Source organism: Methylobacterium currus, assembly GCF_003058325.1.
Lineage (GTDB): Bacteria > Pseudomonadota > Alphaproteobacteria > Rhizobiales > Beijerinckiaceae > Methylobacterium > Methylobacterium currus.
Genome location: NZ_CP028843.1, coordinates 2,614,607 through 2,639,272, shown reverse-complemented (window position 1 = coordinate 2,639,272; position 24,666 = coordinate 2,614,607). Strand labels below are relative to the sequence as shown.

General features: G+C 72.1%; 20 protein-coding genes. 9 read left to right on the top strand and 11 right to left on the bottom strand.

Features of this window, described 5'->3' with window-relative positions; genetic code table 11:
• Positions 1-37: 37 nt before the first annotated feature.
• Genes DA075_RS12495 through DA075_RS12480 form a run of 4 tightly spaced genes read right to left on the bottom strand, consistent with a single transcriptional unit; the run spans position 38 to position 3,628 of the window.
• Positions 38-499, bottom strand: coding sequence for a DUF3237 domain-containing protein (locus tag DA075_RS12495; RefSeq protein ID WP_099953511.1), 462 nt, complete (start codon positions 497-499; stop codon positions 38-40).
• Positions 499-1,719 (bottom strand): ABC transporter substrate-binding protein, encoded by a 1,221-nt coding sequence (locus DA075_RS12490; RefSeq protein ID WP_099953510.1) that lies wholly within the window; start codon positions 1,717-1,719, stop codon positions 499-501. Before DA075_RS12490 ends, DA075_RS12495 begins: the two co-directional genes overlap by 1 nt.
• Before the next feature lie 11 nt (positions 1,720-1,730).
• Positions 1,731-2,612: a beta-keto acid cleavage family enzyme gene (locus tag DA075_RS12485; RefSeq protein ID WP_099953509.1), complete on the bottom strand. Its 882-nt coding sequence runs from the start codon at positions 2,610-2,612 to the stop codon at positions 1,731-1,733.
• Positions 2,613-2,644: 32 nt separating this feature from the next.
• Positions 2,645-3,628: a 3-hydroxyacyl-CoA dehydrogenase NAD-binding domain-containing protein gene (locus DA075_RS12480; protein WP_099953508.1), complete on the bottom strand. Its 984-nt coding sequence runs from the start codon at positions 3,626-3,628 to the stop codon at positions 2,645-2,647.
• 139 nt (positions 3,629-3,767) lie between these two features.
• On the opposite strand from DA075_RS12480, the gene DA075_RS12475 reads away from it, so the two are divergent.
• From DA075_RS12475 to DA075_RS12460, 4 genes are all read left to right on the top strand, one after another.
• The gene (locus DA075_RS12475; RefSeq protein ID WP_099953507.1) at positions 3,768-4,559 is read left to right on the top strand and encodes a crotonase/enoyl-CoA hydratase family protein; all 792 of its coding nucleotides are present in this window, start codon (positions 3,768-3,770) and stop codon (positions 4,557-4,559) included.
• Between the two features lie 380 nt (positions 4,560-4,939).
• Entirely contained in the window at positions 4,940-6,154 is a 1,215-nt protein-coding gene (locus tag DA075_RS12470) for an ABC transporter substrate-binding protein (RefSeq protein ID WP_099953506.1), read from the top strand.
• 7 nt (positions 6,155-6,161) lie between these two features.
• A complete protein-coding gene (locus tag DA075_RS12465) occupies positions 6,162-7,982 on the top strand; it encodes a feruloyl-CoA synthase (RefSeq protein ID WP_099953505.1) in 1,821 nt (606 codons plus the stop codon).
• Positions 7,979-8,437 (top strand): acyl-CoA thioesterase, encoded by a 459-nt coding sequence (locus tag DA075_RS12460; protein WP_099953504.1) that lies wholly within the window; start codon positions 7,979-7,981, stop codon positions 8,435-8,437. Before DA075_RS12465 ends, DA075_RS12460 begins: the two co-directional genes overlap by 4 nt.
• A 3-nt stretch (positions 8,438-8,440) precedes the next feature.
• Here DA075_RS12460 and DA075_RS36560 read toward each other — a convergent pair whose 3' ends face one another.
• From DA075_RS36560 to DA075_RS12435, 5 genes are all read right to left on the bottom strand, one after another.
• Positions 8,441-8,923 (bottom strand): MarR family winged helix-turn-helix transcriptional regulator, encoded by a 483-nt coding sequence (locus DA075_RS36560; protein WP_164712312.1) that lies wholly within the window; start codon positions 8,921-8,923, stop codon positions 8,441-8,443.
• A gap of 107 nt (positions 8,924-9,030) precedes the next feature.
• Complete coding sequence (locus tag DA075_RS12450; RefSeq protein WP_099953502.1) at positions 9,031-10,614, bottom strand: FAD-dependent oxidoreductase; 1,584 nt, start codon at positions 10,612-10,614, stop codon at positions 9,031-9,033.
• A gap of 63 nt (positions 10,615-10,677) precedes the next feature.
• Complete coding sequence (locus tag DA075_RS12445) at positions 10,678-11,940, bottom strand: cytochrome P450 (RefSeq protein ID WP_099953501.1); 1,263 nt, start codon at positions 11,938-11,940, stop codon at positions 10,678-10,680.
• Positions 11,941-12,057: 117 nt separating this feature from the next.
• Positions 12,058-13,335, bottom strand: coding sequence for an NAD(P)/FAD-dependent oxidoreductase (locus DA075_RS12440; RefSeq protein WP_099953500.1), 1,278 nt, complete (start codon positions 13,333-13,335; stop codon positions 12,058-12,060).
• Entirely contained in the window at positions 13,332-13,547 is a 216-nt protein-coding gene (locus DA075_RS12435; RefSeq protein WP_099953499.1) for a ferredoxin, read from the bottom strand. Before DA075_RS12435 ends, DA075_RS12440 begins: the two co-directional genes overlap by 4 nt.
• Before the next feature lie 240 nt (positions 13,548-13,787).
• Here DA075_RS12435 and DA075_RS12430 point away from each other — a divergent pair, with 240 nt between their 5' ends.
• Positions 13,788-14,354 (top strand): Ros/MucR family transcriptional regulator, encoded by a 567-nt coding sequence (locus tag DA075_RS12430; RefSeq protein WP_099953498.1) that lies wholly within the window; start codon positions 13,788-13,790, stop codon positions 14,352-14,354.
• A gap of 421 nt (positions 14,355-14,775) precedes the next feature.
• On the opposite strand, the gene DA075_RS12425 is transcribed toward DA075_RS12430, so the two are convergent.
• Positions 14,776-16,407: a dihydroxyacetone kinase subunit DhaK gene (locus tag DA075_RS12425; RefSeq protein WP_099953497.1), complete on the bottom strand. Its 1,632-nt coding sequence runs from the start codon at positions 16,405-16,407 to the stop codon at positions 14,776-14,778.
• Positions 16,408-16,737: 330 nt separating this feature from the next.
• Here DA075_RS12425 and DA075_RS12420 point away from each other — a divergent pair, with 330 nt between their 5' ends.
• From DA075_RS12420 to DA075_RS12405, 4 genes are all read left to right on the top strand, one after another.
• A complete protein-coding gene (locus tag DA075_RS12420) occupies positions 16,738-18,879 on the top strand; it encodes a PAS domain-containing hybrid sensor histidine kinase/response regulator (protein WP_099953496.1) in 2,142 nt (713 codons plus the stop codon).
• Positions 18,880-18,984: 105 nt separating this feature from the next.
• A complete protein-coding gene (locus DA075_RS12415) occupies positions 18,985-20,943 on the top strand; it encodes a methyl-accepting chemotaxis protein (RefSeq protein ID WP_099953495.1) in 1,959 nt (652 codons plus the stop codon).
• Positions 20,944-21,096: 153 nt separating this feature from the next.
• Entirely contained in the window at positions 21,097-22,395 is a 1,299-nt protein-coding gene (locus DA075_RS12410) for an MFS transporter (protein ID WP_099953494.1), read from the top strand.
• On the top strand, positions 22,388-23,254 hold the full coding sequence (locus tag DA075_RS12405) for an amidohydrolase family protein (protein ID WP_099953493.1): 867 nt from the start codon (positions 22,388-22,390) through the stop codon (positions 23,252-23,254). The genes DA075_RS12410 and DA075_RS12405 overlap by 8 nt, the downstream gene beginning before the upstream one ends.
• A gap of 97 nt (positions 23,255-23,351) precedes the next feature.
• On the opposite strand, the gene DA075_RS12400 is transcribed toward DA075_RS12405, so the two are convergent.
• Entirely contained in the window at positions 23,352-24,629 is a 1,278-nt protein-coding gene (locus tag DA075_RS12400; RefSeq protein ID WP_099953492.1) for an NAD(P)/FAD-dependent oxidoreductase, read from the bottom strand.
• Between the last annotated feature and the right edge of the window lie 37 nt (positions 24,630-24,666).

Sequence of the window (24,666 nt, the reverse complement as noted above, 5' to 3'; positions counted from 1 at the left end):
GCATCGCGAAGCGATCCGGCGGACATCATATGCGCCCTCACCCCACCCGGTACACCGAGAGCGCCACGTGGTCCGGCGCCCGGGCCCCGGTGGCGAGGAACAGGCTGGTCTGCATCCAGGCGAGATGCGGGGCCGCGGTCTCGAACCGGGGCGCGGTGCGGAAATAGATCAGGGCCGGATCGACCGGCTCACCCCGGCGCAGGCGTTCCAGGGCCTCCGGCGGTCCGAAGCGCAGGCCGGTATTCTCGACATAGATCAGGGCGCCGCCCTCGGCCTCGATCACGTAGCGGGCGTGGAGCCGGGTGAGCCCGTCGCCCGCGATGGTCTGGTAATCGGCCCCGCCGGCCATGACCCGCCCGGAGAGGGCAGGCCCCGACACGGTGCCGCCCGTGATGGCGATGACCCGGCGGGCACCGGCGACCGTGACGCCGACCTCGACCGGCACCGCGACGTCGATGCGGGCATCGAAGACGTGCTCCAGGGTGGGGACGCCGAGCATCACGGCTTGCCCTTCACCAGCGGGCAGTCGCTCTCCGCGAGGGGCCGGAAGGCGTCGTCGCCCGACAGCGTCGCGACCCGCTCCATCACGTCCCACTCCCCCTTCGACTCCTCCGGGCGCTTGACCCGGAACAGCGACACGTCGCGGATCACCCGCCCGTCCGGCCGCAGCCGGCCGCCCCTCGTCATGACGTCGTCGATCGGGATCTCGCGCATCTTCGCCATCACGGCCTCGGCCGCGTCGGTGCCGGCGGCCTTCACGGCTTTCAGGTAGTGCGTCACCGCCGAGTAGACGCCGGCCTGGTAGCTGTTCGGCATCGCCCGCTGCCGGTCGTGGAACCGCTTGGCGAAGGCCCGGGTGGCGTCGTCCTGGTCCCAGTAGAACGCTTCCGCGAGGTAGAGCCCGCCCGCGACCTGCAAGCCCAGCGCGTGGACGTCGACCGCCGTCATGTAGAACCCGGCGAGCTTCTGCTTGCCGCCGAGGACCCCGAACTCGGAGGCCTGCTTGACCGCGTTGATCGCGTCGCCGCCGACGTTGAACAGCGCGATCACCCCGGCGCCGGAGGCTTGGGCCTGGAGGATCTGCGACGAGAGATCAGGCGAGAGCAGGGGGTGGAAGACCTGGCCCACCACCTTGCCGCCGCCCTTCGTCACCACCGGCGTCACGTCGGCAACGAAGGATTTGCCGAGCGTGATGTCGGCGACGATATTGAACCAGGTCTTCTCGCCCGATTCGACCAGCGGCTTGGCGATGGCGCGGGAGAGCGCGTAGGTGTCGATGACCCAGAGCGCGCCGTTGGGCGAGCATTGCGCCCCGGTGATCACCGTCGAGCCGGATCCCGTGATGAGGGCGAGGCGGCCCTTCTCACGCGCGAGAGCCTGGACGCCGAGCGCGATCGCCGAGTTGTCGAGGTCGGTGATCATGTCGACCCCCTCGACGTCGTACCAGCGCCGGGCGAGCGAGCTCGCCACGTCCGGCTTGCTCTGGTGGTCGGCGGCGACGATCTCGATCGGCTTGCCGAGCACCGTCGTGCCGAAATCCTCGACCGCCAGGCGCGCGGCGGTGACGCTGCCGGTGCCGTAATTGTCGGCCATCGCCGTCGACATGTCGGCGAGGACGCCGATCTTCACCACATCGCCGGAGACGGCGCCCTCCGCCCGGGCCGTGGCGGGGGCGAAGGCGATCAGGCCCGCGAGGAGGGCGGAGCGGAGGGCGCGCATCCTGTCCTCCGTCAGACGGCCTTGAGGCCGAGGATCTCCCGGGCCTCGGCCGGGCTCGCCGGCTCGTGGTTGAGCTCCGTGATGATCCGCACCGTGCGGGCGACGAGCTGCTCGTTGGTGGCGAGCTGGCCGCGGGAATAGTAGTTGTTGTCCTCCAGCCCGACCCGGACGTGGCCGCCGAGCAGGATGGCCTGGGTGGTCGCCGGCAGCTGCGCCGGGCCGATGCCGGAGACGCAGAAGATCGATTGCGGCGGCAGCATCCGGATCATCGCCGCCAGGATGTCGTGCGAGTAGGGCATCGCGCCCTGGAAGCCCTTGTCGGCGCCGAGCACCATGTTGATGTAGTAGGGCGGCTTGTCGTAGCCCTTCTCGATCAGCCGGGTCACGTCCTGCAGGATGTGCTGGGGCCCGAACACCTCCCATTCCGGCTTGATGCCGCGCTCCTGCATGCGCTTGGCCAGGGCCTCGCAGCGGCTTGGCGTCGTCACGACCAGGATCTCGCGGCCGCCATGCACGTCCGCGAAGGTCATGCCGTCGAAGGTCGCCATCTCGGCCCCGGCCTCGCAGCCCTTCAGCCGCTCCTCGAAGCTCGATTCGAACAGCCCGTCGGGGCGCGGCACCAGCATGTCGCCGCTCGATCCACCGCCGGTCGAGTTGTTCAGGATGATGTCGCAGCGCTCGCGGATGCGCCGGTTGATGTCGCGATAGATCTCGTCGTTGCAGGTCGCCTCGTCGTCGGGCCGGCGGGCGTGGAGCGCCGCGATCGCCGCGCCCTCCTTCCAGGACTTGTGCACCGACTCGGCGATCTCGCCGGGCTGGGTCGGCAGGTTGGGGTTCTGCGCCTTCGAGGCCATGCCGCCCGTCGGCGCCACCGTCACGATCACCTTGGCCATGGTGTCCTCCCTTGGTTTGCGTTGAACGATGATTACGGCAGTTCCCGCGTCCCGCGCTTCTGCCGCACGAGGTCGACGAGCAACCGGTCGCGCTCGGCCACCATCGCGTCGCGGTCGTGCCCCGCCAGCGCCTCGTCGAGGCCGCGGACCAGGATCGCCTTGAGTTCGGGCGTCAGGCGCGGGTCGCCGAGATCGGCCCACATCGCCTCCATCAGCGGCCCGAGATGGTCGAGGGTGTGGGCGAGCCCCCCGGGGCCGCCCGAGAGGTGATTGAGCAGGCACGGCCCCATCAGGGCCCAGCGCAGTCCCGGACCATGGGCGATCGCCGCGTCGATGTCGGCCACCGTGGCGGCGCCCGTGCCGACGAGGTGGAACGCCTCGCGCCAGAGCGCCGCCTGGAGCCGGTTGGCGACGTGGCCGACGAGCTCGCGCCGCAGGCGGATCGGCCGCTTGCCGATCGTCTCGTAGAAGCTCATCGCGGCCGCGACCGCGCCCTCGTCGGTCTGGTCGCCGCCCAAGACCTCGACCAGCGGCACCAGGTGGGGCGGGTTGAAGGGATGGCCGAGCACCACCCGGCCCGGATACCGGCAGGCATCCTGGATCGCGCTCGGCGCGATGCCCGAGGAGCTGGTCGCCAGCACCACGTCGGGCGACGCCGCGGCGTCGAGGCGCCGATAGGTCTCGCGCTTGATCTCCAGGCGCTCGGGCCCGTTCTCCTGGACGAAATCGGCGTCGGCTACCGCCGCCTCCGGCTCGGCCACGAAGGTCAGGCGCTCCGGCGAGGCGCCGGGCGCGAGGCCGATCTGTGCGAGGATCGGCCAGTGCCGGGCGACCGTCTCCCGCAAGCGCGCCTCGGCGCCGGGGGCCGGGTCGGTGGCGGTCACGTCGAGGCCGTGAGCGAGAAATTGCGACACCCACGACGCCCCGATGACGCCGGTGCCGATCACCGCCACCCGTCCGATGGCCGTTCGGTAGCCTGAGGCCGGTTCGCTCGCCGGTCCGCTCGCGTCATCCATCGCGGCGCCCTCCCTGATCGGGTCGGTTGTCAGGGCTTATCGCCCGATTGACCCGTTGAGATAGTTATATCACATTACAAATCAGGTTTGGCAATCCGGCGCGAACAGGCCGGAGCCAGAATCGGAGAGGAGCGCCGATATGGCAGAGGACCTGTCGGGCCTCGGCACCGAGTCCCTGATCGTCACGCGGCGGGACACGGTGGCGATCGTGACCCTGAACCGCCCGCACAAGCGCAACGCCCTCGACGACGGCATGGTGCTGGGGCTGGAGCGCATCGCCCGCAACCTGCCCGACGACGTGCGGGCGCTGGTGATCGCGGCGGAGGGCCCGCATTTCTGCGCCGGGCTCGACCTCGCGGAATTGACCGAGCGCGACGCGCCGGCCGGGATGCTGCATTCGCGGATGTGGCACCGGGCCTTCCACGAGATCGAGTTCGGCCGGGTGCCGGTGGTGGCCGCGCTGAAAGGCGCGGTGATCGGCGGCGGGCTGGAACTGGCACTCTCGGCGCACCTGCGGGTGGCCGAGCAATCGGCCTTCTTCGCCCTGCCGGAGGGCCAGCGTGGCATCTTCGTCGGCGGCGGCGCCTCGGTGCGGCTGCCCCGGCTGATCGGCGTCTCGCGGATGCGCGACATGATGCTGACCGGCCGCGTCCACGACGCCGAGAGCGGCGAGCGGCTCGGCCTGTCACACTACGTGACGCCGCCGGGCGAGGGGTTGGAGCGGGCGATCGCGCTCGCCGCCCGGGCGGCCGAGAATGCGCCGCTGACCAACTACGCCCTGATCCACGCCCTGCCGCGCATCGCCGAGGCCGACCCCGCGACCGGCTACCTCACCGAGGCCCTGATGACCGCGGTGGCCCAGAGCGACGCCGAGGCCAAGCGCCGGCTGGCGGAGTTTCTGGAGGGGCGGGCGAAGAAGGTGCGGGAATAGGGGAGGCGGCCGAGACACGCCGTCCGCCGCCTCTTCTCGCCACGCCGTTACCACCCTCCGCGTCATCCCGGGGCCGCTCAAGCGGACCCCGGAATCCGGAAACGCGAGACGTCCAGAATTGAGCGGGACGCGCTCCGCTTCGAGTTTCACCCATCCGCGGTTCTGGATCCCGGGCTCCGCTTTCGCGGCCTCATAATGACCGTGAGAAGTGGAATCACACAGAGTAACAACTCAAGCACTGTTTCCCTCTCCCACATGGGAGAGGGGATTCCGCGCCTTTATTTACTTTGGCCTGCCAAGGACAAAGCGCTCCGACGACGCAAGACGATCCCCAAGGAACCCGGCACCAAGACCGGCCACCGCCACCCCCGGAGGAAACCATGCCCCGTCGCCCCGTCCGCCGGCTCGCCCCGGCCCTCGCCGCCCTCCTGCCTCTCTTCACCCACGCCGCCGCCGCCGAGCGGCCGGTGAAGATCGGCGTCCTCAACGACATGTCGGGCCCCTATGCCGACTATCAGGGCCAGGGCTCGGTCATCGCCGCCCAGCTCGCCATCGAGGACTTTGCGAAACAGGCCGGGCGGCCGGTCGAGCTGGTCTCGGCCGACCACCAGAACAAGACCGATATCGGCGCGTCGATCGCCCGGCGCTGGTTCGACCAGGACGGCGTCGACCTGATCCTCGACGTGCCGAACTCCGCCGTCGCGCTCGCCGTGGCGAACCTGGCGCGGGAGAAGAACAAGGTCTTCATCGGCTCGGGCGCCGGCACCGCCGAGCTGACCGGCAAGCAATGCTCGCCCAACACCGTGCACTGGACCTACGACACCTGGTCGCTCGGCCACGCGCTGGCCAAGGCGCTGGTGCAGCAGGGCGGGAAATCCTGGTACTTCCTCACCGCCGACTACACCTTCGGCAAGGACCTCGAAGGCTCGGCCGCCGAGGAGGTCAAGGCCGATGGCGGCAGCGTGAAGGGCTCGGCACGCCACCCGCTGGGGACATCCGACTTCTCGTCCTTCCTGCTCCAGGCGCAAGGATCGGGCGCCGACGTGATCGGGCTGGCGAATGCCGGCGACGACACCTCGAACGCCCTGAAGCAGGCGGCGGAGTTCGGCATCGCCCCGGGCCAGCGCCTCGCCGGGCTGATCCTCAACATCACCAACATGCCGGCGCTCGGCCTCAAGGCGACGCAGGGCGTCTACATCGTCACGCCCTACTACTGGGACCTCAACGACGGCACCCGGGCCTTCGCGGCGCGCTATGCCGCGCGCCACCCGCGCCACGCCATGCCGAACGACATGCAGGCCGGCATCTACTCGGCGGTGGAGCACTACCTGAAGGCGCTCGCCACCGTGAAGGAGGCCGGCGACGGCCGCGCGGTGGTGGCGGCCATGAAGGCGATGCCGACCGACGATCCGATCTTCGGCAAGGGCCGCATCCGCGAGGACGGGCGCAAGCTGCACCCGATGTACCTGCTCGAGACCAAGACCCCGGCCGAGAGCAAGGGCGGCTGGGACTATTTCAAGCCGGTGCGCACCGTGCCGGCCGAGGAGGCGTGGCGCCCGCTCTCCGAGGGCGGCTGCCCGCTGGTGAAGGGCTAAAGCGACGATGACCTCGCATCGCTTCCTCGAGCGGGACGACGGCAGCCTCGTCGTCACCGCGAAGGCGGCCCTGCCGCCTTACCCTGAGCGCCTGACCGCGCACCTCACCCGCCACGCCGCCGAGGCGCCGGACCGGCCGTTCCTGGTGCGCCGGGCTAAGGACGGGGCGTTCGAGCCCCTGACCTATGGGGCGGCGCTCCAGGCCGTCGAGCGCATCGCCGCGGCGCTCCTCACCCGGAACCTGTCGGCCGAGCGGCCGGTGATGATCCTGTCGGGCAACAGCTTCGAGCACGCACTCCTCTCCCTCGCCGCCCTCCATGTCGGCATCGCGGTGGCGCCGGTCTCGCCGGCCTATTCCACGGTGTCGCAGGACCATGCCCGCCTGCGGGCGATCGTCGAACTCCTCACCCCCGGCCTCGTCTTCGCGGCCGAGGGCGCCACTTACGCGCCCGCCATCGCGGCGGCGATCCCGGCGGGCACGGAGGTGGTGATCGCCGATGGCGCCGAGATCGGCCGGCCGGTCACGAAGGTCGACGACCTGATGCGGGGCGAGGACCCCGCCGCCGTCGCGGCGGCGCATCAGGCGGTCGAGCCGGGGACGGTGGCGAAGCTCCTGTTCACCTCCGGCTCCACCGGCGTGCCGAAGGCGGTGGTGAACACCCACCGGATGCTCGGCTCCAACCAGGCGATGCTGCAGGCGCGCTTCCCCGGCCTCACGGCCGAGCCGCCCGTGATGGTGGACTGGTTGCCCTGGCACCACACCTTCGGAGGCAACCACAACTTCAACCTGGTGCTGGCGAATGGCGGCACCCTGTACATCGACGAGGGCCGCCCGACCCCCGGCGGCATCCGGGAGACCGTACGCACCTTGCGCGAGGTCGCCCCCACCCTCTACCTCACCGTGCCGAAGGGCTTCGAGGCGCTGGTGCCGCACCTGCGCGACGACGAGGCCTTGCGAAAGAACTTCTTCAGCCGGCTCCAGGTCACCTTCTTCGCCGCCGCCGGCCTGCCGCAGCCGGTCTGGGACGCGATCGACGACCTCGCGCAGGCGACGATCGGCCGGACGGTGCCGATGGTGACGGGATTAGGCGCCACCGAGACTGCCCCGATGGCCCTCGTCACCGACGACCGCCCGGCGAAGGCCGGCCAGGTCGGCCTGCCGGCGCCGGGGGTCGAGCTGAAGGTGGCGCCTGTCGGCACCAAGCGCGAGGCGCGGGTGCGCGGGCCGAACGTCACTCCCGGCTACTGGCGCCGGCCGGACCTGACGGCGGCAGCGTTCGACGAGGAGGGGTTCTACCGCCTCGGCGACGCGCTCGTGCCGGTCGATCCCAATGACCTCCAGCGCGGCTACACCTTCGACGGCCGCCTCAACGAGGATTTCAAGCTCACGACCGGGGTCTGGGTCAGCGTCGGCCCGTTGCGCGCCGCCTTCCTCGACGCGTTCCAGCCGCTGGTGCGCGACGTCGCCATCGCGGGCGAAGCCCGCGACGAGGTCACGGCCCTGGTCTTCCCCGATCTCGCCGCCTGCCGGGCCCTCTGCAAGGAAAACGGCGGAGAATCGGGCGACGACGACGCGATCCTCGCCCATCCGACGGTGCGGCGGGCTTTCGCCCGGCGCCTCGCGGCCTTCGCGCAGAGATCGACCGGCTCGTCGAACCGCGTCGCCCGGCTCCTGCTGCTCGCCGAGCCGCCCGCCCTGGACCGGGACGAGGTGACCGACAAGGGCTCGATCAACCAGCGCGGCGTGCTGCGCAACCGGGCGGACGCCGTCGCCCGCCTCTACGCCGCGCCCTACGCCCCCGCCATCATCACGCCGGAGACCGCATGAGCGCGCCCGAGACCCAAACCGTCGACCACGAGGGCTTCACCCATGCCCGCAGCCTGACGGTGGAATGGGGCCATTGCGACCCGGCCGGCATCGTGTTCAACCCGCGCTTCTTCGACTTCTTCGACTGGTCGACCGCGATGCTGTGCGAGGCCGCGACCGGGCTGCCGAAGGCCGCGATGCTCGCCCGCTACGACCTCGTCGGCATCCCGCTGGTCGAGACCGGGGCGCGGTTCCTGAAACCCTCGCGCTACGGCGACCGGGTCGAGATCGTCTCGACGGTGGTGGATCTCGGCCGCTCCAGCTTCGCCGTGCGCCACCGCCTGTTCAATGCCGGCGAGCTCGCGGTCGAGGGCCGCGAGCGCCGGGTCTGGGCCGGCCGCCACCCCGACGACCCGGCCCGGATGAAGGCGGCGCCGATCCCGGAGGAGCTGGTCCGGCGGTTCCGGGGCGAGTGAGGGTCAGTCGGTCTCCTCCGTCCCCTCGTCCCCCGCCACGTCCCGCGCCCCCTGCTCGAGGCGGCGCAGTAGGCCGAGGAGCGCGCTCCGCTCCTCCGGGTTCAGGAAGGCGGCGATGCGCTCCTCGTGGGCGGCCTCGCGGCGGTGCAGCTCGGCCATCAGCGCCTCGCCGGCGGCCGTGAGGAAGAGGGATTGCGAGCGGCGGTCCGTCGGGTCGGGCTCGCGCCGCACGAGGCCACGGGCCTCCAGCTCGTCGAGGAGCGGGCCGATATTGGCCCGCTTGATGCCGATCGCCGCGCCGACCTGGCTCGGCCGCGCCCCCGGGCTGCCCTCGATCACGGTGAGCACGCCGAGCTGGCTCTGGCGCACGTCGAGATCGGCGAACAGCTCGACGAAGCTGCGGGAGACCGCGACCTGCGCCCGCCGCAGGGTGTAGCCGATCAGGCCTTCGAGGCGGGCGAGGCCCGGGGTATCATCGCTCGGCAACGGTGGACGGGCCCCTGTCTCGGCCGTGGAACCTGATCCCGCCACGTGCCCGCGATCCGGCCGGCGCGCAAGTCGCCGGCATGCGTCGCGGGCGACGATCGCGCCGATCAGCCCGCAGCCGCCCGGGCCTCGCGGTCCCACGCGGCCTCGACCTCGAGCGACGGCTTGTCCCGCTTGCAGGTGGCGAGCGCGGCGTCGCGCCCGTCCTCCCGGTACGTGACCGCGAAGTCGCCCCGGCTCACCTCGCCCTCGATGCGGGCATCCTCCGCCGACGCGGCATGGCCGACATAGCGCAGGCTGGTGCCGTAATGGCCGCTCCAGAAGAACGGGGTCTCGGCAAAGGGCGCCGTCCCGCCCAAAGTCGCCCCTGCCAAGAGCGCGCGGGCGACGTGCTGGCCCTGGCGCTGGGCGTGGACCCAATGCTCGACCCGCAGGCGCCGCCCGCTGCGCGGATCCGGATAGGACGCGACGTCGCCGATCGCGTAGATCCCGGGGGCGGAGGCGCGCAAGCTTCCATCGACCGCGATGCCGCCGCCCTCGTCCTTGCCCGCGAGCGCCAGGCCGGCGGCCTCCGCCAAGTCGGTCCGGGGCGCGACGCCGGTGCCGAGCACCACGAGATCGGCCTCGATCCGGCCGCCGTCATCGAGGGTCAGGGCCGTCCCGTCGAAGCCCGTCACCTGGCGGCCGAGGCGGAAGGTCACGCCCTTCGCCTCGTGCAGGCCCTGGACGAAGCGGCCGACCGCCTCTCCGAGGACCTTCTTGAGCGGCACCGCATCCGGCGCCACCACCGTGACGGTCCTCTCGCGGGCCACCATCGCGGCGGCGACTTCGAGGCCGATGAAGCTCGCGCCCACCACCGCGACGCTGCGGGCGCTCTCCGCCGCCGCGATCAGCGCATCGGCGTCGGACAGGCTGCGCAGGGTATGGACGGTGGGGCGATCGAAGCCCGGCAGGTCCGGCCGCTGGGGCGCGGCGCCCGTCGCGATCACCAGGGCGTCGTAGGGCAGCCGCTCGCCGCCGGCGGTCACGATCTCCTCGGCGCCGAGATCGAGCGAGACCACCCGGTCGCGCAGGAGACGGGGCCCGTCTCCGCCGTAGAAGCCCTCGGGGGCCAGCAGCGTCGCCTCGCGCTTCGCCTTGCCGGAGAGGTACTGCTTCGAGCAGAAGGTGCGGTCGTAGGGCGGATCGGGATCGTCGCTCACCAGGGTGACGGCGCCGCCATGGCCGGCCCGGGCCAGCCACTCGGCGCAGGCATGCCCGCCGGCCCCGCCGCCGATGACGACCACCCTGCCGGGCGCCGTCGTCGCGGAGGCCTCGTCGGACGATCGGGGCGCCGCCGCGCGCCGACCGGTCACGGTGACGCGGCCGTCGCGCTCCTCGACGCGGTAGCACGGCAGCGGATCGAAGGCCGGGGCACCGACCGCCTCGCCGGTCTCCAGGCTGAAGCGGGCATGGTGCCAGGGGCAGCGCACCTCCCCCTCCACCACGATGCCCTTGGCGAGCGGTGCGCCGAGATGGGTGCAGCGGGCGCCGATCGCCCGGACCCGGCCGTCGCGACGCAGGAGCAGCACCTTGTCCTCACCGAGGGTGCCCTCGATCATCGCGCCCTCGGGCAAATCGCCCGACGGGATCCCGCGGGCGAAATCCGGCTTCTCCTCGGCAGTGTTCGTCCCGGAACCCGTCTCGGCCATGGCCTGCCCCTTCGTCAGTCGACGCCTCGTCGGCAGGCAACGCGCGTGTGGCCCAACGGTGCCTCACCCGATCCCGTCGATCTGCAGCAGCAGGCGCTTCGGGCCGCGCAAGGAAGCGCCGGGCCGGTAGGGCGGCGGGTCCTCGGCGAGGCGGGGGGCGCTCAGCCGGGCGGCGAGCGCGGTCAGGGCGGCCTCGGCCTCGATGCGGGCGAGCGGCGCGCCGACGCAGTAATGCAGGGCGCCGCCGAAGCCGAAATGCTGGTTGTCCTCCCGGTCCGGGTCGAAGCGGTCGGGATCGGGGAAGCGTGCCGGATCGCGGTTGCCGGCGGCGAACAGCAGCACCAGGGGCACGCCTGCGGGGATCACCGTGCCGGCGACCGGGATCGGCGCCCGCGTGAGCCGCGTGCGGAAATGCACCGGCGGCTCGTAGCGCAGGAGTTCCTCGATCACCAGGGGCGCCCGCTCGGGATCGGCGCGCAGGCGCGCGAGTTCGGCCGGATGGCGCAGCAGCGTCAGCATCCCGTTGGTGATCAGGTTCACGGTGGTCTCGTGCCCGGCGATCAGCAGCAGGATCGCGGTGGCGACGAGGTCGGGGCCGCTCATCCGCCCGACCTGCGGGTCCTTCGCGGTCGCGAGCCCCGAGAGCAGGTCGTCCGCGGGCGCCCGGCGCTTCTCGCGGATCAGGTCGCGCATATACGACGCGATGGCGTCGAAGGTCTCGGTGTTGCGGGCGCGCAAGGCCTCGTCGTGGCGGCTCTCGGGCTCCAGGGCCGTGGCGAGCTGGGTCGCCCAGGCATGGAAGCGCGGCTCGTCCTCCCGCGGCACGCCGAGCAGCTCGCAGATCACCGTGACGGGCAGCGGATAGGCGAGGTCGTCGACGAGGTCGAAGCGACGGCAGCCGGCGCATCGGTCCAGGCACTGCGCCACCAGGGCCTCCGTCCGCCGCTTCATGCCGCGCACCCGTGCAATGGTGAGCTGGCTCATCACCTGGCGGCGCAAGGCGCCGTGGTCGGGCGGATCGCGGAAGATGAAGGGGCGGTGGCGGTCGGTGATCCAGTCCTTCAGCGGGTTGACGATCCAGTCCTTGACCGGGTTGCCGGTGGGCGGATGCTCTGCCGGCGGCAGGTCCTCCGAGCTGACCCGCGGGTCGTGAAGGAGCGCGCGGATCGCCGCGTAGCCGCTCGCCACCCAGGTGCCGTCGTCGCTGCCGTCGTCCTGGCGCGCCACCGGTTGCGCCCGCAGGCGGGCGTAGAGCGGGTAGGGGTCGGCGCGGTTCGCCGGATCTCGGATCTGCGTGAACAGGGTGCCGTCGGGAGCGTCGGTCATGAGGGGCCTTCTCAGCAGATCTCGCAAACGTGGTCGCCGGTTTTGCGACAAGGATCTGCAGCAAAACAAAACCTCAACAGACTTGCGTCGGCTTGCCGACGCGAGTCTGTTGAGGGATCAGGCGACCTTCGGGGCCGGCAGGCCCGGCGGCACCGACTCCGGCCTCGGCTGGTCGGCCCCGCCGGTGATCGGCGGAAAGGGTGCGCCGTCCCGGATCGGGCCCTCGTAAGCCGGCAGCCAGCGCCCGGCATTGACCGAGACCGCCGCGACCGTCCGCCCGGCCCGGCCATAGGCCGCGAGGAACCGGCCGGCCCGCGGGCTGCCCTGCACGATCGCCACCGCGTCGGCCCCCTCGGTGAGGCCCAGCGACTTGATGGTGAGCCCGAACTGGTTCGACCAGAAGGCCGGCACCTCGGCGTAGGGCCCGACGGAATCCGGCCCGTCCAGCATCGCCCGGGCGGCGTGCGCGGCCTGCGCGACCGCGTTGCCCCAATGCTCCAGGGCGACCGGACGGTTGCCAAGGAGCGGGTGGGGGAACCGCGCCACGTCGCCGGCAGCGAAGATGTCCGGGACGGGATGGCCCTCCCCGTCGAGGGCGCGGCAGGCGCCGTCGCAGGACAGGCCGCCCTCGTCGGCATCGAGGCCGGCGCCGGCGAGCCAGCCGGTGTTGCGCACAGCCCCCAACGCCACCACGACGAGGTCGGCCTCGACCGTCCCGCCATCCTCGAGCCGGGCGCGTCGGACCGCGCGGTCGCCCTCCAGGCGCGTCACCCGCATGCCCAGACGGAGATCGACCCCCGCGGCCACCATCCGCCCGGCGACGAAGCCGCCGATGACGCGGCCGAGCGCCTGGGCGAGGGGCGCCGGCGCCGGATCGACGACCGTGACCGGCAGCCCGAGGGAGCGGATGCTGGAGGCGACTTCGCAGCCGATGAAGCCGGCCCCCAGGATCAGCACCCGCCGCGGCCGCGCCGCGAGGCCCGCCGCCAGGGCCGCCGCGTCGTCCCGGCTCCGCAGCGTGTGGACGCCCGACAAGCGCGCCTCCTCGGGGGCCGGCCAGGCCCGGGCGCGGGCCCCGGTGGCGATCAGCAGACGGTCGAAGGGGACGCGCCCGCCATCCGCCAGGAGGAGCGCCCGGCCGGCCCGGTCGAGGCCGGCGGCCGGGGTGCCGAGGCGCCACTCGGCCCGAAGGGTGCCGACGCCCGGCAGGGTCGTGGCGCCGGGCGGGATCTCGCCGGTGAGGACGTGCTTGGACAGGGGAGGGCGGTCGTAGGGACGATGGGGCTCGTCGCCGACGAGGATCAGGCGGCCGGAAAATCCGTTCGTCCGCAGGGCCTCCGCCCCGCGCAGACCCGCCAGCGAGGCGCCGGCGACCACGATGGTCCCGTCCCTCACGCCGGGCGCTCCGCCGGCGCATCCTCGTGCTCGACCCGGATGGCCCGGACCGGGCAGGCCTGCACCGCCCGGTCGACCGCCGCGCGGTCCGAAGCGGGCGGCGCCGGGTCGTAGACCAGGATCTCGTCGCCCCGCAGCACGAAGCGGTCCGGCGCGGCGTAACAGCACTGGGCATAGGCTTGGCAGCGGTTCAGATCGACGACGACGCGCATCAAGCTTCTCCCGCACCGCTCCCCGGTATCCGGTGGGAGAACCGTGGCCTCGCGGCCGGGTTCCGGCCACGCAACCGCCCGACCGGGCAGCATGGCGGTCGCTTCCGCGTGCGCTTGTTATGTCAATCGATCGAATCCACCGGGATTGGGATTTTTATCACGAGATAATCCTTGCATTTTCGGGTGTGGCGAACTTAAGGAGAGAGCACCGAGTTTCATTGATTCTCCGAGCGTGCCGGGATGGATGCAACCGCTAACACTCACGACCAGATTGTCACTCTGACGGCTGATATTATCTCTGCCTACGTCAGCAGCAATCACCTGCAGAGCGCCGAGTTGCCGAAGCTGATATCGGATGTCTATGGTGCGCTGAACGAGATGGCGCGGGGCAGCAAAACTCCCCCCGAGCCGGCCCACCCCAAGGCGACGCCGAGCGAGATCCGCCGTTCGATCACCCATGACTTCCTGATCAGCTTCGAGGACGGCAAGTCATATAAGACCCTGCGCCGCCATCTCACCTTGCGGGGTCTAACACCTGAAGCCTACCGGCAGAAATGGGGCCTGCCCCACGACTACCCGATGACCTCGGCGAGCTATTCGGAGCAGCGCTCCGAGCTGGCCCGCTCGCTCGGCCTCGGCCAGCAGCGGCGCCGCTCGGTGCGGAACGAGGAGGGAGACGACGCCGTCGAGGCGGTCGGGACGCCCGCCCCCGACACGACGCCCGCCCCCGACGCGACGCTCGAAGCGACCGAAGCACCCGAGACCCCGGGCGAGGGCAAACCCCGCCGCGGCCGTCGCGGCCCGTGATACCGACGGTCGCAAGAAAACGACCTTTGGTTCCGTTCTCGAATTTTCGCCCAGCCCAAGGTTCCGGACCTCCGGGCCTGCCATCGAAAATTCGAGATGGATCAACGACCTCGTCAATTCCGGGCCTGCCCGGGAACGAATTGATGCGTAAGCACCTTAGGCCGTTGGTGTAAGGGCCGTCACGACCCTGCACGTCGGCCGGCGGACGCGCAGGGGATGATCCGGGGAAAGGACGTCACGTGGGCCCGCCTCCCCGTATGGGAGAGGGGATCCCGTCCTTGATTCTCAAAGCGATCTTCCCCGAAGAGCCCTGCGCCCGCGGGCTGGGCAGAAATCCCGCGCCAATTCTTCTTCCGATCCCGTCCGCCCGTCCCGGCGCCACGCGCACGCGGCTGGATGCAGCGGTCGGTCGCCTGGCGTCTCAGCCGCTCAGCGCCGCGAAAGCCCGTGCCACCGCGACGGCGCCCGGATCCTCCACACCGTCGAGGTCTCCGGCGGCGAGATAGCTCGACCGACCGGTCCCGGCCCGGATCATCCGGGCGGTGGCGGTAGCCCCCGCTTCCGCCGCCCGCGCCGCCGCAGCGAGACCACCTTCGGGCAGGGCCGCGAGGGCCGGCACCAGGGCGTCGAGCAGGGTGCGGTCGCCGGGGCGCGCGCCGCCATGGGCCTGGAGACGCGCCGCGCCGCGATCGAGGGATCCGGGCCAGCCCAACCCGTCCGCGAGGCCGGATCCGGTGGCCGCAAAGAAGATCGACATCAGCACCCCGCTCGAACCGCCGGCCACCCGGGCGAGGCGGTCGGAGAGCGCGCCGCACAGGGCGGCGGGCTCGGCCTGCGGCAGCCGGTCGAGATCGGCGAGCACGGCACGGGCCGCCGCCGCGAAGGTGGTGCCGGTGTCGCCGTCCCCGACCCGCGCGTCGAGGGCGTTCAGCGCCGCTTCCGCCCCGATCAGGGCCGTGCAGATCGCGGTGATCGCCCGCGCCACGGCGGGATCGTACGACGGGGAGGGGACCGGGCGCTGCTGCGCGAGACCGTCCGGCAGGGGGCGCGTCGCCGGGGCCACGACCGGCACCGCGGGCGGCCAGGCCGGCACCTCGGTCGCGGCGGTGAGCGCGGCCTCCGTCGCGGCGTCGAGCGGCATCAGCGAGAGCGAGGCGCCATGCATGTCGAGGGCCGTCATCGCGGCGGCGGGCCCGAGGAGCAGGCGCACCCGGCTGCCGAGCGCCGTCGCCAGCACCGCGCGGGTCAGCACCTGCATCTCGAGCGCCGTGGTGCCGCCGAGATCGTTGACGAGGAGGGCGAGCGGCCCGTCGCCCGGGAGCGCCTCGGCGAGGCGCGCCGTCATCAGGCCGGCGAGGTCGGCGGCCGGCGGCAGATCGATGCGCTCGATGCCGGGCTCGCCGTGGATGCCGAGGCCGAGCTCCGCCTGGCCCGGCGCGAGGCGCGACTCCGCGACCCCGCCCGGCATCGTGCAGCCCGAGACCGCGATGCCGAGGGACTTGACCCCGGCGGCGGCGGCCCGCGCGGCCGCGGCGACCTCGGCCAGGGATCGGCCGTCTTCCGCCGCGTGGCCCGCCACCTTGTGCACCAGGAGGGTGCCGGCGATGCCCCGGGGCTGCGCCGCGCCCGGAATCGCGACGTCGTCGGCGACCGTGACGGTCTCGATAGGCAGGCCGAGCGCGCGGGCGCGCTCGGCGGCGAGGCCGAAATTCAGCCGGTCGCCGGCATAGTTCTTGATGATGACGAGACAGCCGGCCGGCCCGGTCACCGCCAGGATCCCCGCCAGCACCGCGTCGACGGAGGGCGAGGCGAAGACGTCGCCGCAGATGGCCGCGGTCAGGAGGCCGCGCCCGACGAAGCCCGCATGGGCCGGCTCGTGGCCCGAGCCGCCCCCCGAGACGACCGCGACGCGGTCCGCATTCCAGTCGGCCCGCAGCACGACCCGGATCGCCGGATCGCCGTCGAGGCGGGCGAGCCGCCCGCCGCTGCCCGCGACGAGGCCGTCCACCGCCTCCGCCACCAGGGCGGCACGGTCGTTGATGAAGTGGGCCATCCGGTCGGTCCTCCCCTGGCGCTCGGCCGAGGATGCGTGCGCGAATCTTCGGGCTGCGAATCACCGGTCGCGATTCGGCGGCGCTGTCGCGGATCCTGCCAAAAGCGCGGCCGGCCCGCCATGGCGGGGACGCCGCCCGCGCCCGGCGCCGAACGGCTTTGCCGAAACGGCCGCTTCGGGCCATAAGGGACGGGTCCTCCGGCCGGTGCTTCCCCTGCGCCACGGGGTGCCGAACGGCGCCCGGACCCCAACCGATTTTCGAGGCCGGGCCCCTGTCGCAGCGGCGCGAGCCCGACCCGACCCTCCTCAGGTGAACCCGCCGCTACGTCGATGAGTGACACCCTTCCGTTCCTGGCCGGCGGCGGCCGCGCGGCCGCGATGATCCGCGCGCGCGACTGGGCCGGCCACCCGCTCGGGCCCCCGGAGACCTGGCCGGAGTCCCTGCGCACGGCACTCAGCCTGGTGCTGAACTCGCCCGAGAGCATGATCCTGGCCTGGGGGCCGGACCTGCATTTCTTCTTCAACGAGACCTATTTCCCGCTGCTCGGCCCCCGCCTCGACTGGGCGATGGGCGAGCGCTTCGACAGGGTCTGGGCCGATGGCTGGGAGCAGGCCAAGCCCATCATCGACGACGCGCTGGCGGGCCGCAGCCGGCGCTTCGTCGACCTGCCGTGGAAGCTCGGCACCGATCGGGGCGAGGCCGAGACCTGGTGGACCTTCTCCTACTCGCGGGTCCTCGACGGCGAGGGGGGCATCGCCGGCCTGTTCATCCTCACCAACGAGACCACCGCCCAGGTGATCGCGACGCGGCGTCTGCGGGAGAGCGAGGCGATCGCCCGCGAGAACATCGAGCGGGTGCAGCTCGCCCTCTCGGCGGGCGCGATCATCGGCACCTGGTTCTGGGACCTGCCGAACGACCGCTTCACCGTCGACGAAGCCTTCGCCCGCAGCTTCGGCCTCGATCCGGCCCTCGGCCGCGAGGGGTTGAGCCTGGAGCAGGTGATCGAGACGGTGCATCCCGACGACCGGGCCAGCCTGATCGCGGCGATCGACGCGGTGGTGATCCGCGGCGGCGCCTATGCCCACCAGTACCGCACCCGGCGCGCCGACGGCCAGTATTACTGGCTCGAGGCGAACGGGCGGGTCGACCACGCGCCCGACGGCACGCCGCTGAGCTTCCCGGGCGTCCTCATCGACGTGAACGAGCGCCGCGCCGTCGAGGCGGAGCGCGACCGCGCCACCACGATGCTGCGGGCGCTGACCGAGACCCTGGAGCAGCAGGTGGCCGAGCGCACCGCCGAGCTGATGCGGGCCGAGGAGGCCCTGCGCCAGTCGCAGAAGATGGAGGCGGTGGGCCAGCTCACCGGAGGGCTGGCCCACGACTTCAACAACCTGCTCGCCGGCATCTCGGGCTCGCTGGAGCTGATGCAGACCCGCATCGGCCAGGGCCGGCTCAAGGATGTCGACCGCTACATGGCGGCGGCGCAGGGCGCCGCGAAGCGCGCCGCCGCGCTCACCCACCGGCTGCTCGCCTTCTCCCGCCGCCAGACGCTCGATCCGCGGCCCACCGACGTCAGCCACCTGGTGGCCGGGATGGAGGAGCTGATCCGGCGCACCGTCGGGCCGGCGATCGAGATCGCGGTCACCGGCGCCCCCGATCTCTGGACCGTCCTCGTCGACCCGCCGCAGCTCGAGAACGCGCTCCTCAACCTCTGCCTCAACGCCCGCGACGCGATGCCGGAGGGCGGGCGCATCGCCATCGACACGACGAACCTGCGCCTCGACGCGGCGGCGGCGCGCGGGCACGAGATTCCGCCCGGCGACTACCTGTCGCTCTGCGTGACCGATACCGGCACCGGCATGAGCCCCGACGTGATCGCCCGGGTGTTCGAGCCGTTCTTCACCACGAAGCCGATCGGCCAGGGCACGGGCCTCGGCCTCTCGATGATCTACGGCTTCGCCCAGCAATCGGGCGGGCAGGTGCGGATCGCCTCGGAGGTCGGACGCGGCACAAGCGTGTGCATCGTCCTGCCGCGCCACCACGGCGCCAGCGAGACGGAGGCCGCGCCCGCGACCCTGGCCGAGGCGCCCCGGGCGGAACAGGGCGAGACCGTGCTCGTGGTCGACGACGAGCCGACCGTGCGCATGCTGGTGACCGAGGTGCTGGAGGATCTCGGCTACACGGCGATCGAGGCGGCCGACGGCGCGGCCGGCCTCAAGGTGCTGCAATCGGACGTCCGCATCGACCTCGTCGTCACCGATGTCGGCCTGCCCGGCGGCATGAACGGCCGCCAGATGGCGGATGCCGGCCGCGCGCGGCGGCCGGGCCTGAAGGTGCTGTTCATCACCGGCTACGCCGAGCATGCGGCGCTCGGCATCGGGCAGTTCGAGCCCGGCATGCAGGTGCTGACCAAGCCCTTCGTGGTCGAGGCCTTGGCCTTGCGCATCCGCGAGATGCTTGCCCTAACGTAAGAAATCCGGATCGTGCGGCACCCCGACGCGGGATGACGTTACGTGAGACGGCGTTAACGGCATCGTGCTTCAAGGGGAAAAGCCCACGATCGTCTGGGATACGATATGTTCGCCTTCGCGCGCCACTCCAGCAAAGCCGCCAAGCTCGACGCCATCGAGCGCTCGCAGGCCACCGCGACGTTCGGACTCGACGGGACGCTGATCGAGGCGAACGAGAATTTTCTCCGCCTGATGGGCTACCGCCTCGACGAGGTGCGCGGGCGCCATCACCGCCTGTTCGTCGATCCCGCCGAGGCGGCGGATCCGGCCTACGAGGCGTTCTGGGCCTCCCTGCGCCGGGGGGAGTTCGAAAGCGCCGAGTACCGACGCCTGGCCAAGGGCGGGCGCGAGGTCTGGATCCGCGCCAGCTACAACCCCGTGCTCGATGCGGCCGGCCGGCCGGTCCGGATCGTCAAGTTCGCCCTCGACGTCACCGCCGAGAAGCAGGCGGCGATCGACGCCGCCGGGCAGATCGCCGCCATCGACCGCTCGCAGGCCGTGATCCACTTCGCCCCCGACGGCACGATCCTCGAGGCCAACCCGCACTTCCTCACGGCGATGGGCTACCGCGCCGACGAGGTGCGCGGGCGTCACCACCGCCTGTTCGTCACCGACGAGCAGGCTGCCGCGCCGGACTACCGTGCCTTCTGGGACCGGCTCGCCCGCGGCAAGTACCAGGCCGGCGAGTTCAAGCGCCGGGGCAAGGACGGGGCCGAGGTCTGGATCCAGGCGACCTACAACCCGATCCTCGACGCGACCGGGCGCACGCTCAAGATCGTCAAGTACGCCACCGACATCACCGCCGCCAAGCAGCACGCCGCCGACACCGCCGGCAAGATCGAGGCGGCCCTGCGTTCCCAGGCGGTGATCGAGTTCGACATGGACGGCCTCGTCCTCGATGCCAACGGCCATTTCCTGAAGGCGATGGGCTATGCCCTCGACGAGATCGTCGGCCGGCACCACCGCCTGTTCGTCGCCCCCGACTACGCCGCGAGCCGCAGCTACGGCGAGTTCTGGGAGTCCTTGCGCGCCGGGCGCTACGCCTCCGCAGTCTACCAGCGCCTCGGCAAGGGCGGCCGCGAAGTGTGGATCCAGGCCACCTATACGCCCGTCCTCGACCTCGACGGGATTCCCTGCAAGGTCATCAAGTTCGCCACCGACGTCACCCACAGCATGAGCGTGCGGGCCCGCGCGACCGCGGCGGCCGAGAAGACCCTGACCCGGGTCCAGGCGGTGGCGGAGGCCTCCGCGGAGATGCACCGGACCTCCGCCTCGATCGCGGCCCGGATGGGCCAGTCGCGACAGGCGGTCGACGAGATCCAGAACCGCATGGGGGAGGCCGGCGCCGCCACCGTGCGGCTCGATGCGGCTGCCCAGGCGATGAACGGCGTGGTCGAGGCGATCACGGTGATCGCCGAGCAGATCAACCTCCTGGCGCTCAACGCGACGATCGAGGCGGCCCGGGCGGGAGCGGCGGGCCGCGGCTTCGCGGTCGTGGCCGCCGAGGTGAAGATCCTCGCCGGCCAGGCGCACGCCGCGACGGGCCGGATCTCCGGCGAAATCGGCGCCATGCAGACGGTGTCGCGGGAGGTCGCCGAGGCGCTCGGCTCGATCCGCGGCGCGGTCGACGCGGTCCAGGGCTTCATCGCCGAGACCGCGGCGGCGAGCGAGCACCAGCGCACCATCACCGGCGAGGTCAGCGCCAATGTGCAGACCACGGCCGCAGGGGTCGCCGAGATCGCCGGCAGCCTCGACGAGTGGCTGCGCGGCATCGAGGAGCGGCGGCTCGAGGAACGGGTGAGGACCTCGATTCCGGCCCGGATCACGCTGCCGGACGGATCCGGGCCGGCCGAGGCGATGCCCTGCCTCGTGCTCAACCTCTCCGCGTCCGGCGCCAAGCTCTCCCTCGAACGTCCGGTCCGGCTGCCGGACCGCGTCGTGCTGCAGGTCGAGGGCAGCGCCCCGCGGCCCTGCGAGGTGGTGCGCCAGCACGGCGGCGAGATCGGCCTGCGCTTCGCCGCCTGACACGATGTTTTCCGTAGGAAAATGATTCGATAGACGGCTCCCGTTCGATCGGATCCCGCTGGCGCAGTGGCAGGAGGCGCGATTTCGTGCCTTGCTCCCGCTCGGCCCTGCACGGGCCGGTAAGATCTAACAACAGAGTCCAGGGAGCACCCGATGCCCACGCCCGCCCACGACGCGGTGCCAGATGCCGTGGCGGTGGAGGATGCCAGCCTCACCGCCTTCTACCGCGACATGACCCCTCCCGAGCGCCACACCTTCTGGGCCTGCGCCGCCGGCTGGGCCCTCGACGGCATGGACTTCATGATCTACCCGCTGGTGATCGGCACGATCATCAAGCTCTGGAGCGTGGACGCCGGCACCGCGGGCCTCGCCGCCACCGTGACGCTGCTGGCCTCCGCTCTCGGCGGGTGGCTCGCCGGCTACCTCGCCGACCGGATCGGCCGGGTGCTGACGCTGCAGATCACCATCCTGTGGTTCTCGGTCTTCTCGCTGGTCTGCGCCTTCGCGCAGGACTTTTCCCAGTTGCTCATCGCCCGGGCGCTGCTGGGCTTGGGCTTCGGCGGCGAATGGGCGGCGGGCGCCGTGCTGATGGGCGAGACCATCCGGGCGCAGTATCGCGGCCGGGCCGTCGGCTCGGTGCAGTCGGGCTGGGCGATCGGCTGGGGCATGGCGGTGCTGGCCCAGGCCGTGCTGTTCTCGATCCTGCCGCCGGAGACCGCCTGGCGCTGGATGTTCGTGATCGGCGCGGCGCCCGCCCTCCTCGTGTTCTACCTGCGCCGCTACGTCGAGGAGCCGAAGGTCGCCGCCGAGACCCGGGCCCGCGCCAGGGCCGCCGGCGACAGCCCGGCCATCTGGGAGATCTTTTCCGGCCCGCTCCTGCGCACCACGCTGCTGGCCTCGCTGATGTCGGCCGGCTGCCAGGGCGGCTACTACGCCATCACCACCTGGCTGCCGCGCTTCCTCACCACCGAGCGCGGCCTGTCGGTCGTCTCCTCGACCGGCTACCTCGCCGCCCTGATCATCGGGTCATTTGCCGGCTATCTGGCGGGGGCCTGGCTCGCCGACCGTCTCGGCCGGCGGCCCCTGTTCCTGATCTTCTCCCTCGGCGCCATCGCGGTGATCCTGGTCTACACGCAGCTCCCGCTCTCGAACGCGGTCCTGTGGGTGCTGGGCTTCCCCCTCGGCTTCTTCGCCTCGGGCTACTTCTCCGGCATGGGCGCCTTCCTGACCGAGCTCTACCCGACGCGCCTGCGCGGCTCGGGCCAGGGCTTCTGCTATAATTTCGGCCGCGGCATCGGCGCCCTGTTCCCGGCCCTCGTCGGCTATCTCTCGGCCGGCATGAGCCTGGCGAGCGCCATCGCGATCTTCGCCGCCATCGCCTACGGGGTGTTCTTCCTCACGGCCTATGCCCTGCCTGAGACCCGCGGAAAGGTGCTGCACGCCGATGCCTGAGATCCGCGACTGTCCCGGGCCCGCCCCGCACCCGCGCGGGCCCACCCGCTTCACCGTGCCGGCCGGCGCGGTCGACACCCACGCCCACGTGATCGGGCTGCCCCCGGCCCATGCCTTCGTGGCGACGCGCAGCTACACGCCGCCGGAGGCGACGCCGGAGGCCTATCTCGGCATGCTCGACGCCACCGGCATGACCCACGGCGTGCTGATCCAGGTCAGCGTCCACGGCACCGACAACCGGCTGATGCTGGAGACGCTGCGGGCGCATCCGCGGCGCCTGCGCGGCATCGCGGTCATTCCCCTGGGGCTGCCCGAGGCGGAGCTGGCGGCGCTGAAGGAGGCCGGCGTGGTGGGCCTGCGGCTCAACGTGCTCTATGGCGGCGGGGTCGGCTTCGAGGCGGTGGAGGCCTACGGCGCCCTCTGCCGCGAGATGGGCTGGCACCTGCAATTCCTGATCGACGCCCGCGCCCTGCCGCCGCTGGCCGGCCGCCTGAGCCGGCTGCCGGTGCCGTTCTGCATCGACCATATGGGCCATTTCCCGACCTCCTGCGGGGTCGGGGACGAGGGTTTCCACACCCTGGTCTCGCTCGTGCGCGACGGCGCCTGGGTCAAGCTCTCGGGCGCCTACCGCAACTCCGTCGCCGGCCCGCCCTACGCGGACACGGTGCCGTTCGCCCGCGCCATCCACGCCGCGGCCCCGGAGCGCTGCGTCTGGGGCTCGGACTGGCCGCACGTGGCGCATTGGGGGCCCATGATGAATGTCGGCGACCTCCTCGACCTCCTGGCCGAGTGGGTGCCGGACGAGGCCGACAGACACCGGGTGCTGGTGGAGAATCCGGCGCGGTTGTACGGGTTCTGAGGGAGCAGGGCCGTCGGCGCCTCGCGTGGGCGGCCCGCATCTGAAATCCGCTTTCCCCGTTCCGGGCCCGGAACGGGGGAGGAGCCTGAACGATCGCCTACAGCCGCGGCCACCCGAGCAGCCTTCCTGGCGCGAACGGCGCCACCGGCACCGCCGGCGTGCGGCCGGTGGCGAGGTCGGCGACGAGCTGGCCGGTGATCGGGCCGGTGGAGAGGCCGATATGGCCGTGGCCGAAGGCGAAGATCAGGCCGGGATGGCGTGGCGCGAGGCCGATCACCGGCAGGCCGTCCGGGGTCGAGGGGCGCGAGCCGAGCCAGGGCCGGTTGTCGAGGGGCTGGCCGAGGCGCACGGTGCCGGCGGCCTCCCGCGCCGCCGCCTCGATCTGCCGCTCATCCGGCTCGGCGTGACGGTCCGCGACCTCGACGCCGGAGAGCACCCGCACCCGGCCCTCGCCCATCGGCGACAGGATCGAGGCGGCGCCGGTGTCATAGATCGGGCGGGTGAGGGCCGGGCTGTCGGGCTGCAGGGCGTAATGGCGGTGATAGCCGCGCTCGGCCGCGAAGGCGAAGCGGTAGCCGAGCGGGCGCGACAGCTCGTGCGCCGCCGCCCCCGTCGCCAGCACCACTTGGCGCGCCCGCACCGCGCCGCCCGGATGGACGACGCGCCAGCCATCGGGCCGAGGCTCCAGGCGGCTCACGGTGGTGCGCAAGGTCCGTCCGCCGAGGCCGGCAAACAGCCGCTCGGCGGCCTCGACGAGACCGCCGGGATCGCCGACGGCGCCGGTCTCCGGCAGCAGCATCGCCCGGGCGAAGGGGCGGATCAGCGCCGGCTCCAGCGCCTGGATCTCCGGTCCGTCCAGGATCTCGAACGGCACGCCGTGATGGCTCAGGATCTCGCGCTCGAGGCCCGCCCCCGCGAAGGCGGCCTCCGTGCGGTAGAGCTTCACCCAGCCGCATTCGCGCAGGAGGTGGGGTACGCCGGCCCGGTCGGCGAGGCGCCGGTGCTCCGGATAGGCGGCGTTGGTGAGCGGCGCCAGCGCATCGGCGGCCCGGCGCCACGCGGAGGTGCGGGCGCTCGCCAGGAAGTGCACCGCCCAGGGCATCACCCGCAGGAGGTGGCGGTGGCGCAAGCGAAGGCCCGGATCGGCGTTGCGCAGGTAGGCCGGCAGCTTGCCCCACAGGGCCGGGCCCGACATGGGCAGGATCGAGCCGCGGCTGACCACGCCGGCATTGCCGTAGGAGGTGCGCGCCCGGGCCTCGCCGGGGTCGCAGAGCACCACGTCCTGCCCGCGATCCTTCAGGGCGATGGCGGAGGACAGCCCGACCATGCCGCCGCCGACCACCACGATGTCGGCTGTCATCTCATCCTGCTGCATCAATGGTGTCTCGTTTCGATCCGTGCAGGTTTGTCGG

Coding starts and splice junctions, on each gene's coding strand:
- DA075_RS12495 (WP_099953511.1), bottom strand. CDS start 499: ATGCTCGGCGTCCCCACCCTGGAGCACGTCTTCGATGCCCGCATCGAC.
- DA075_RS12490 (WP_099953510.1), bottom strand. CDS start 1,719: ATGCGCGCCCTCCGCTCCGCCCTCCTCGCGGGCCTGATCGCCTTCGCC.
- DA075_RS12485 (WP_099953509.1), bottom strand. CDS start 2,612: ATGGCCAAGGTGATCGTGACGGTGGCGCCGACGGGCGGCATGGCCTCG.
- DA075_RS12480 (WP_099953508.1), bottom strand. CDS start 3,628: ATGGATGACGCGAGCGGACCGGCGAGCGAACCGGCCTCAGGCTACCGA.
- DA075_RS12475 (WP_099953507.1), top strand. CDS start 3,768: ATGGCAGAGGACCTGTCGGGCCTCGGCACCGAGTCCCTGATCGTCACG.
- DA075_RS12470 (WP_099953506.1), top strand. CDS start 4,940: ATGCCCCGTCGCCCCGTCCGCCGGCTCGCCCCGGCCCTCGCCGCCCTC.
- DA075_RS12465 (WP_099953505.1), top strand. CDS start 6,162: ATGACCTCGCATCGCTTCCTCGAGCGGGACGACGGCAGCCTCGTCGTC.
- DA075_RS12460 (WP_099953504.1), top strand. CDS start 7,979: ATGAGCGCGCCCGAGACCCAAACCGTCGACCACGAGGGCTTCACCCAT.
- DA075_RS12450 (WP_099953502.1), bottom strand. CDS start 10,614: ATGGCCGAGACGGGTTCCGGGACGAACACTGCCGAGGAGAAGCCGGAT.
- DA075_RS12445 (WP_099953501.1), bottom strand. CDS start 11,940: ATGACCGACGCTCCCGACGGCACCCTGTTCACGCAGATCCGAGATCCG.
- DA075_RS12435 (WP_099953499.1), bottom strand. CDS start 13,547: ATGCGCGTCGTCGTCGATCTGAACCGCTGCCAAGCCTATGCCCAGTGC.
- DA075_RS12430 (WP_099953498.1), top strand. CDS start 13,788: ATGGATGCAACCGCTAACACTCACGACCAGATTGTCACTCTGACGGCT.
- DA075_RS12425 (WP_099953497.1), bottom strand. CDS start 16,407: ATGGCCCACTTCATCAACGACCGTGCCGCCCTGGTGGCGGAGGCGGTG.
- DA075_RS12420 (WP_099953496.1), top strand. CDS start 16,738: ATGAGTGACACCCTTCCGTTCCTGGCCGGCGGCGGCCGCGCGGCCGCG.
- DA075_RS12415 (WP_099953495.1), top strand. CDS start 18,985: ATGTTCGCCTTCGCGCGCCACTCCAGCAAAGCCGCCAAGCTCGACGCC.
- DA075_RS12410 (WP_099953494.1), top strand. CDS start 21,097: ATGCCCACGCCCGCCCACGACGCGGTGCCAGATGCCGTGGCGGTGGAG.
- DA075_RS12405 (WP_099953493.1), top strand. CDS start 22,388: ATGCCTGAGATCCGCGACTGTCCCGGGCCCGCCCCGCACCCGCGCGGG.
- DA075_RS12400 (WP_099953492.1), bottom strand. CDS start 24,629: ATGCAGCAGGATGAGATGACAGCCGACATCGTGGTGGTCGGCGGCGGC.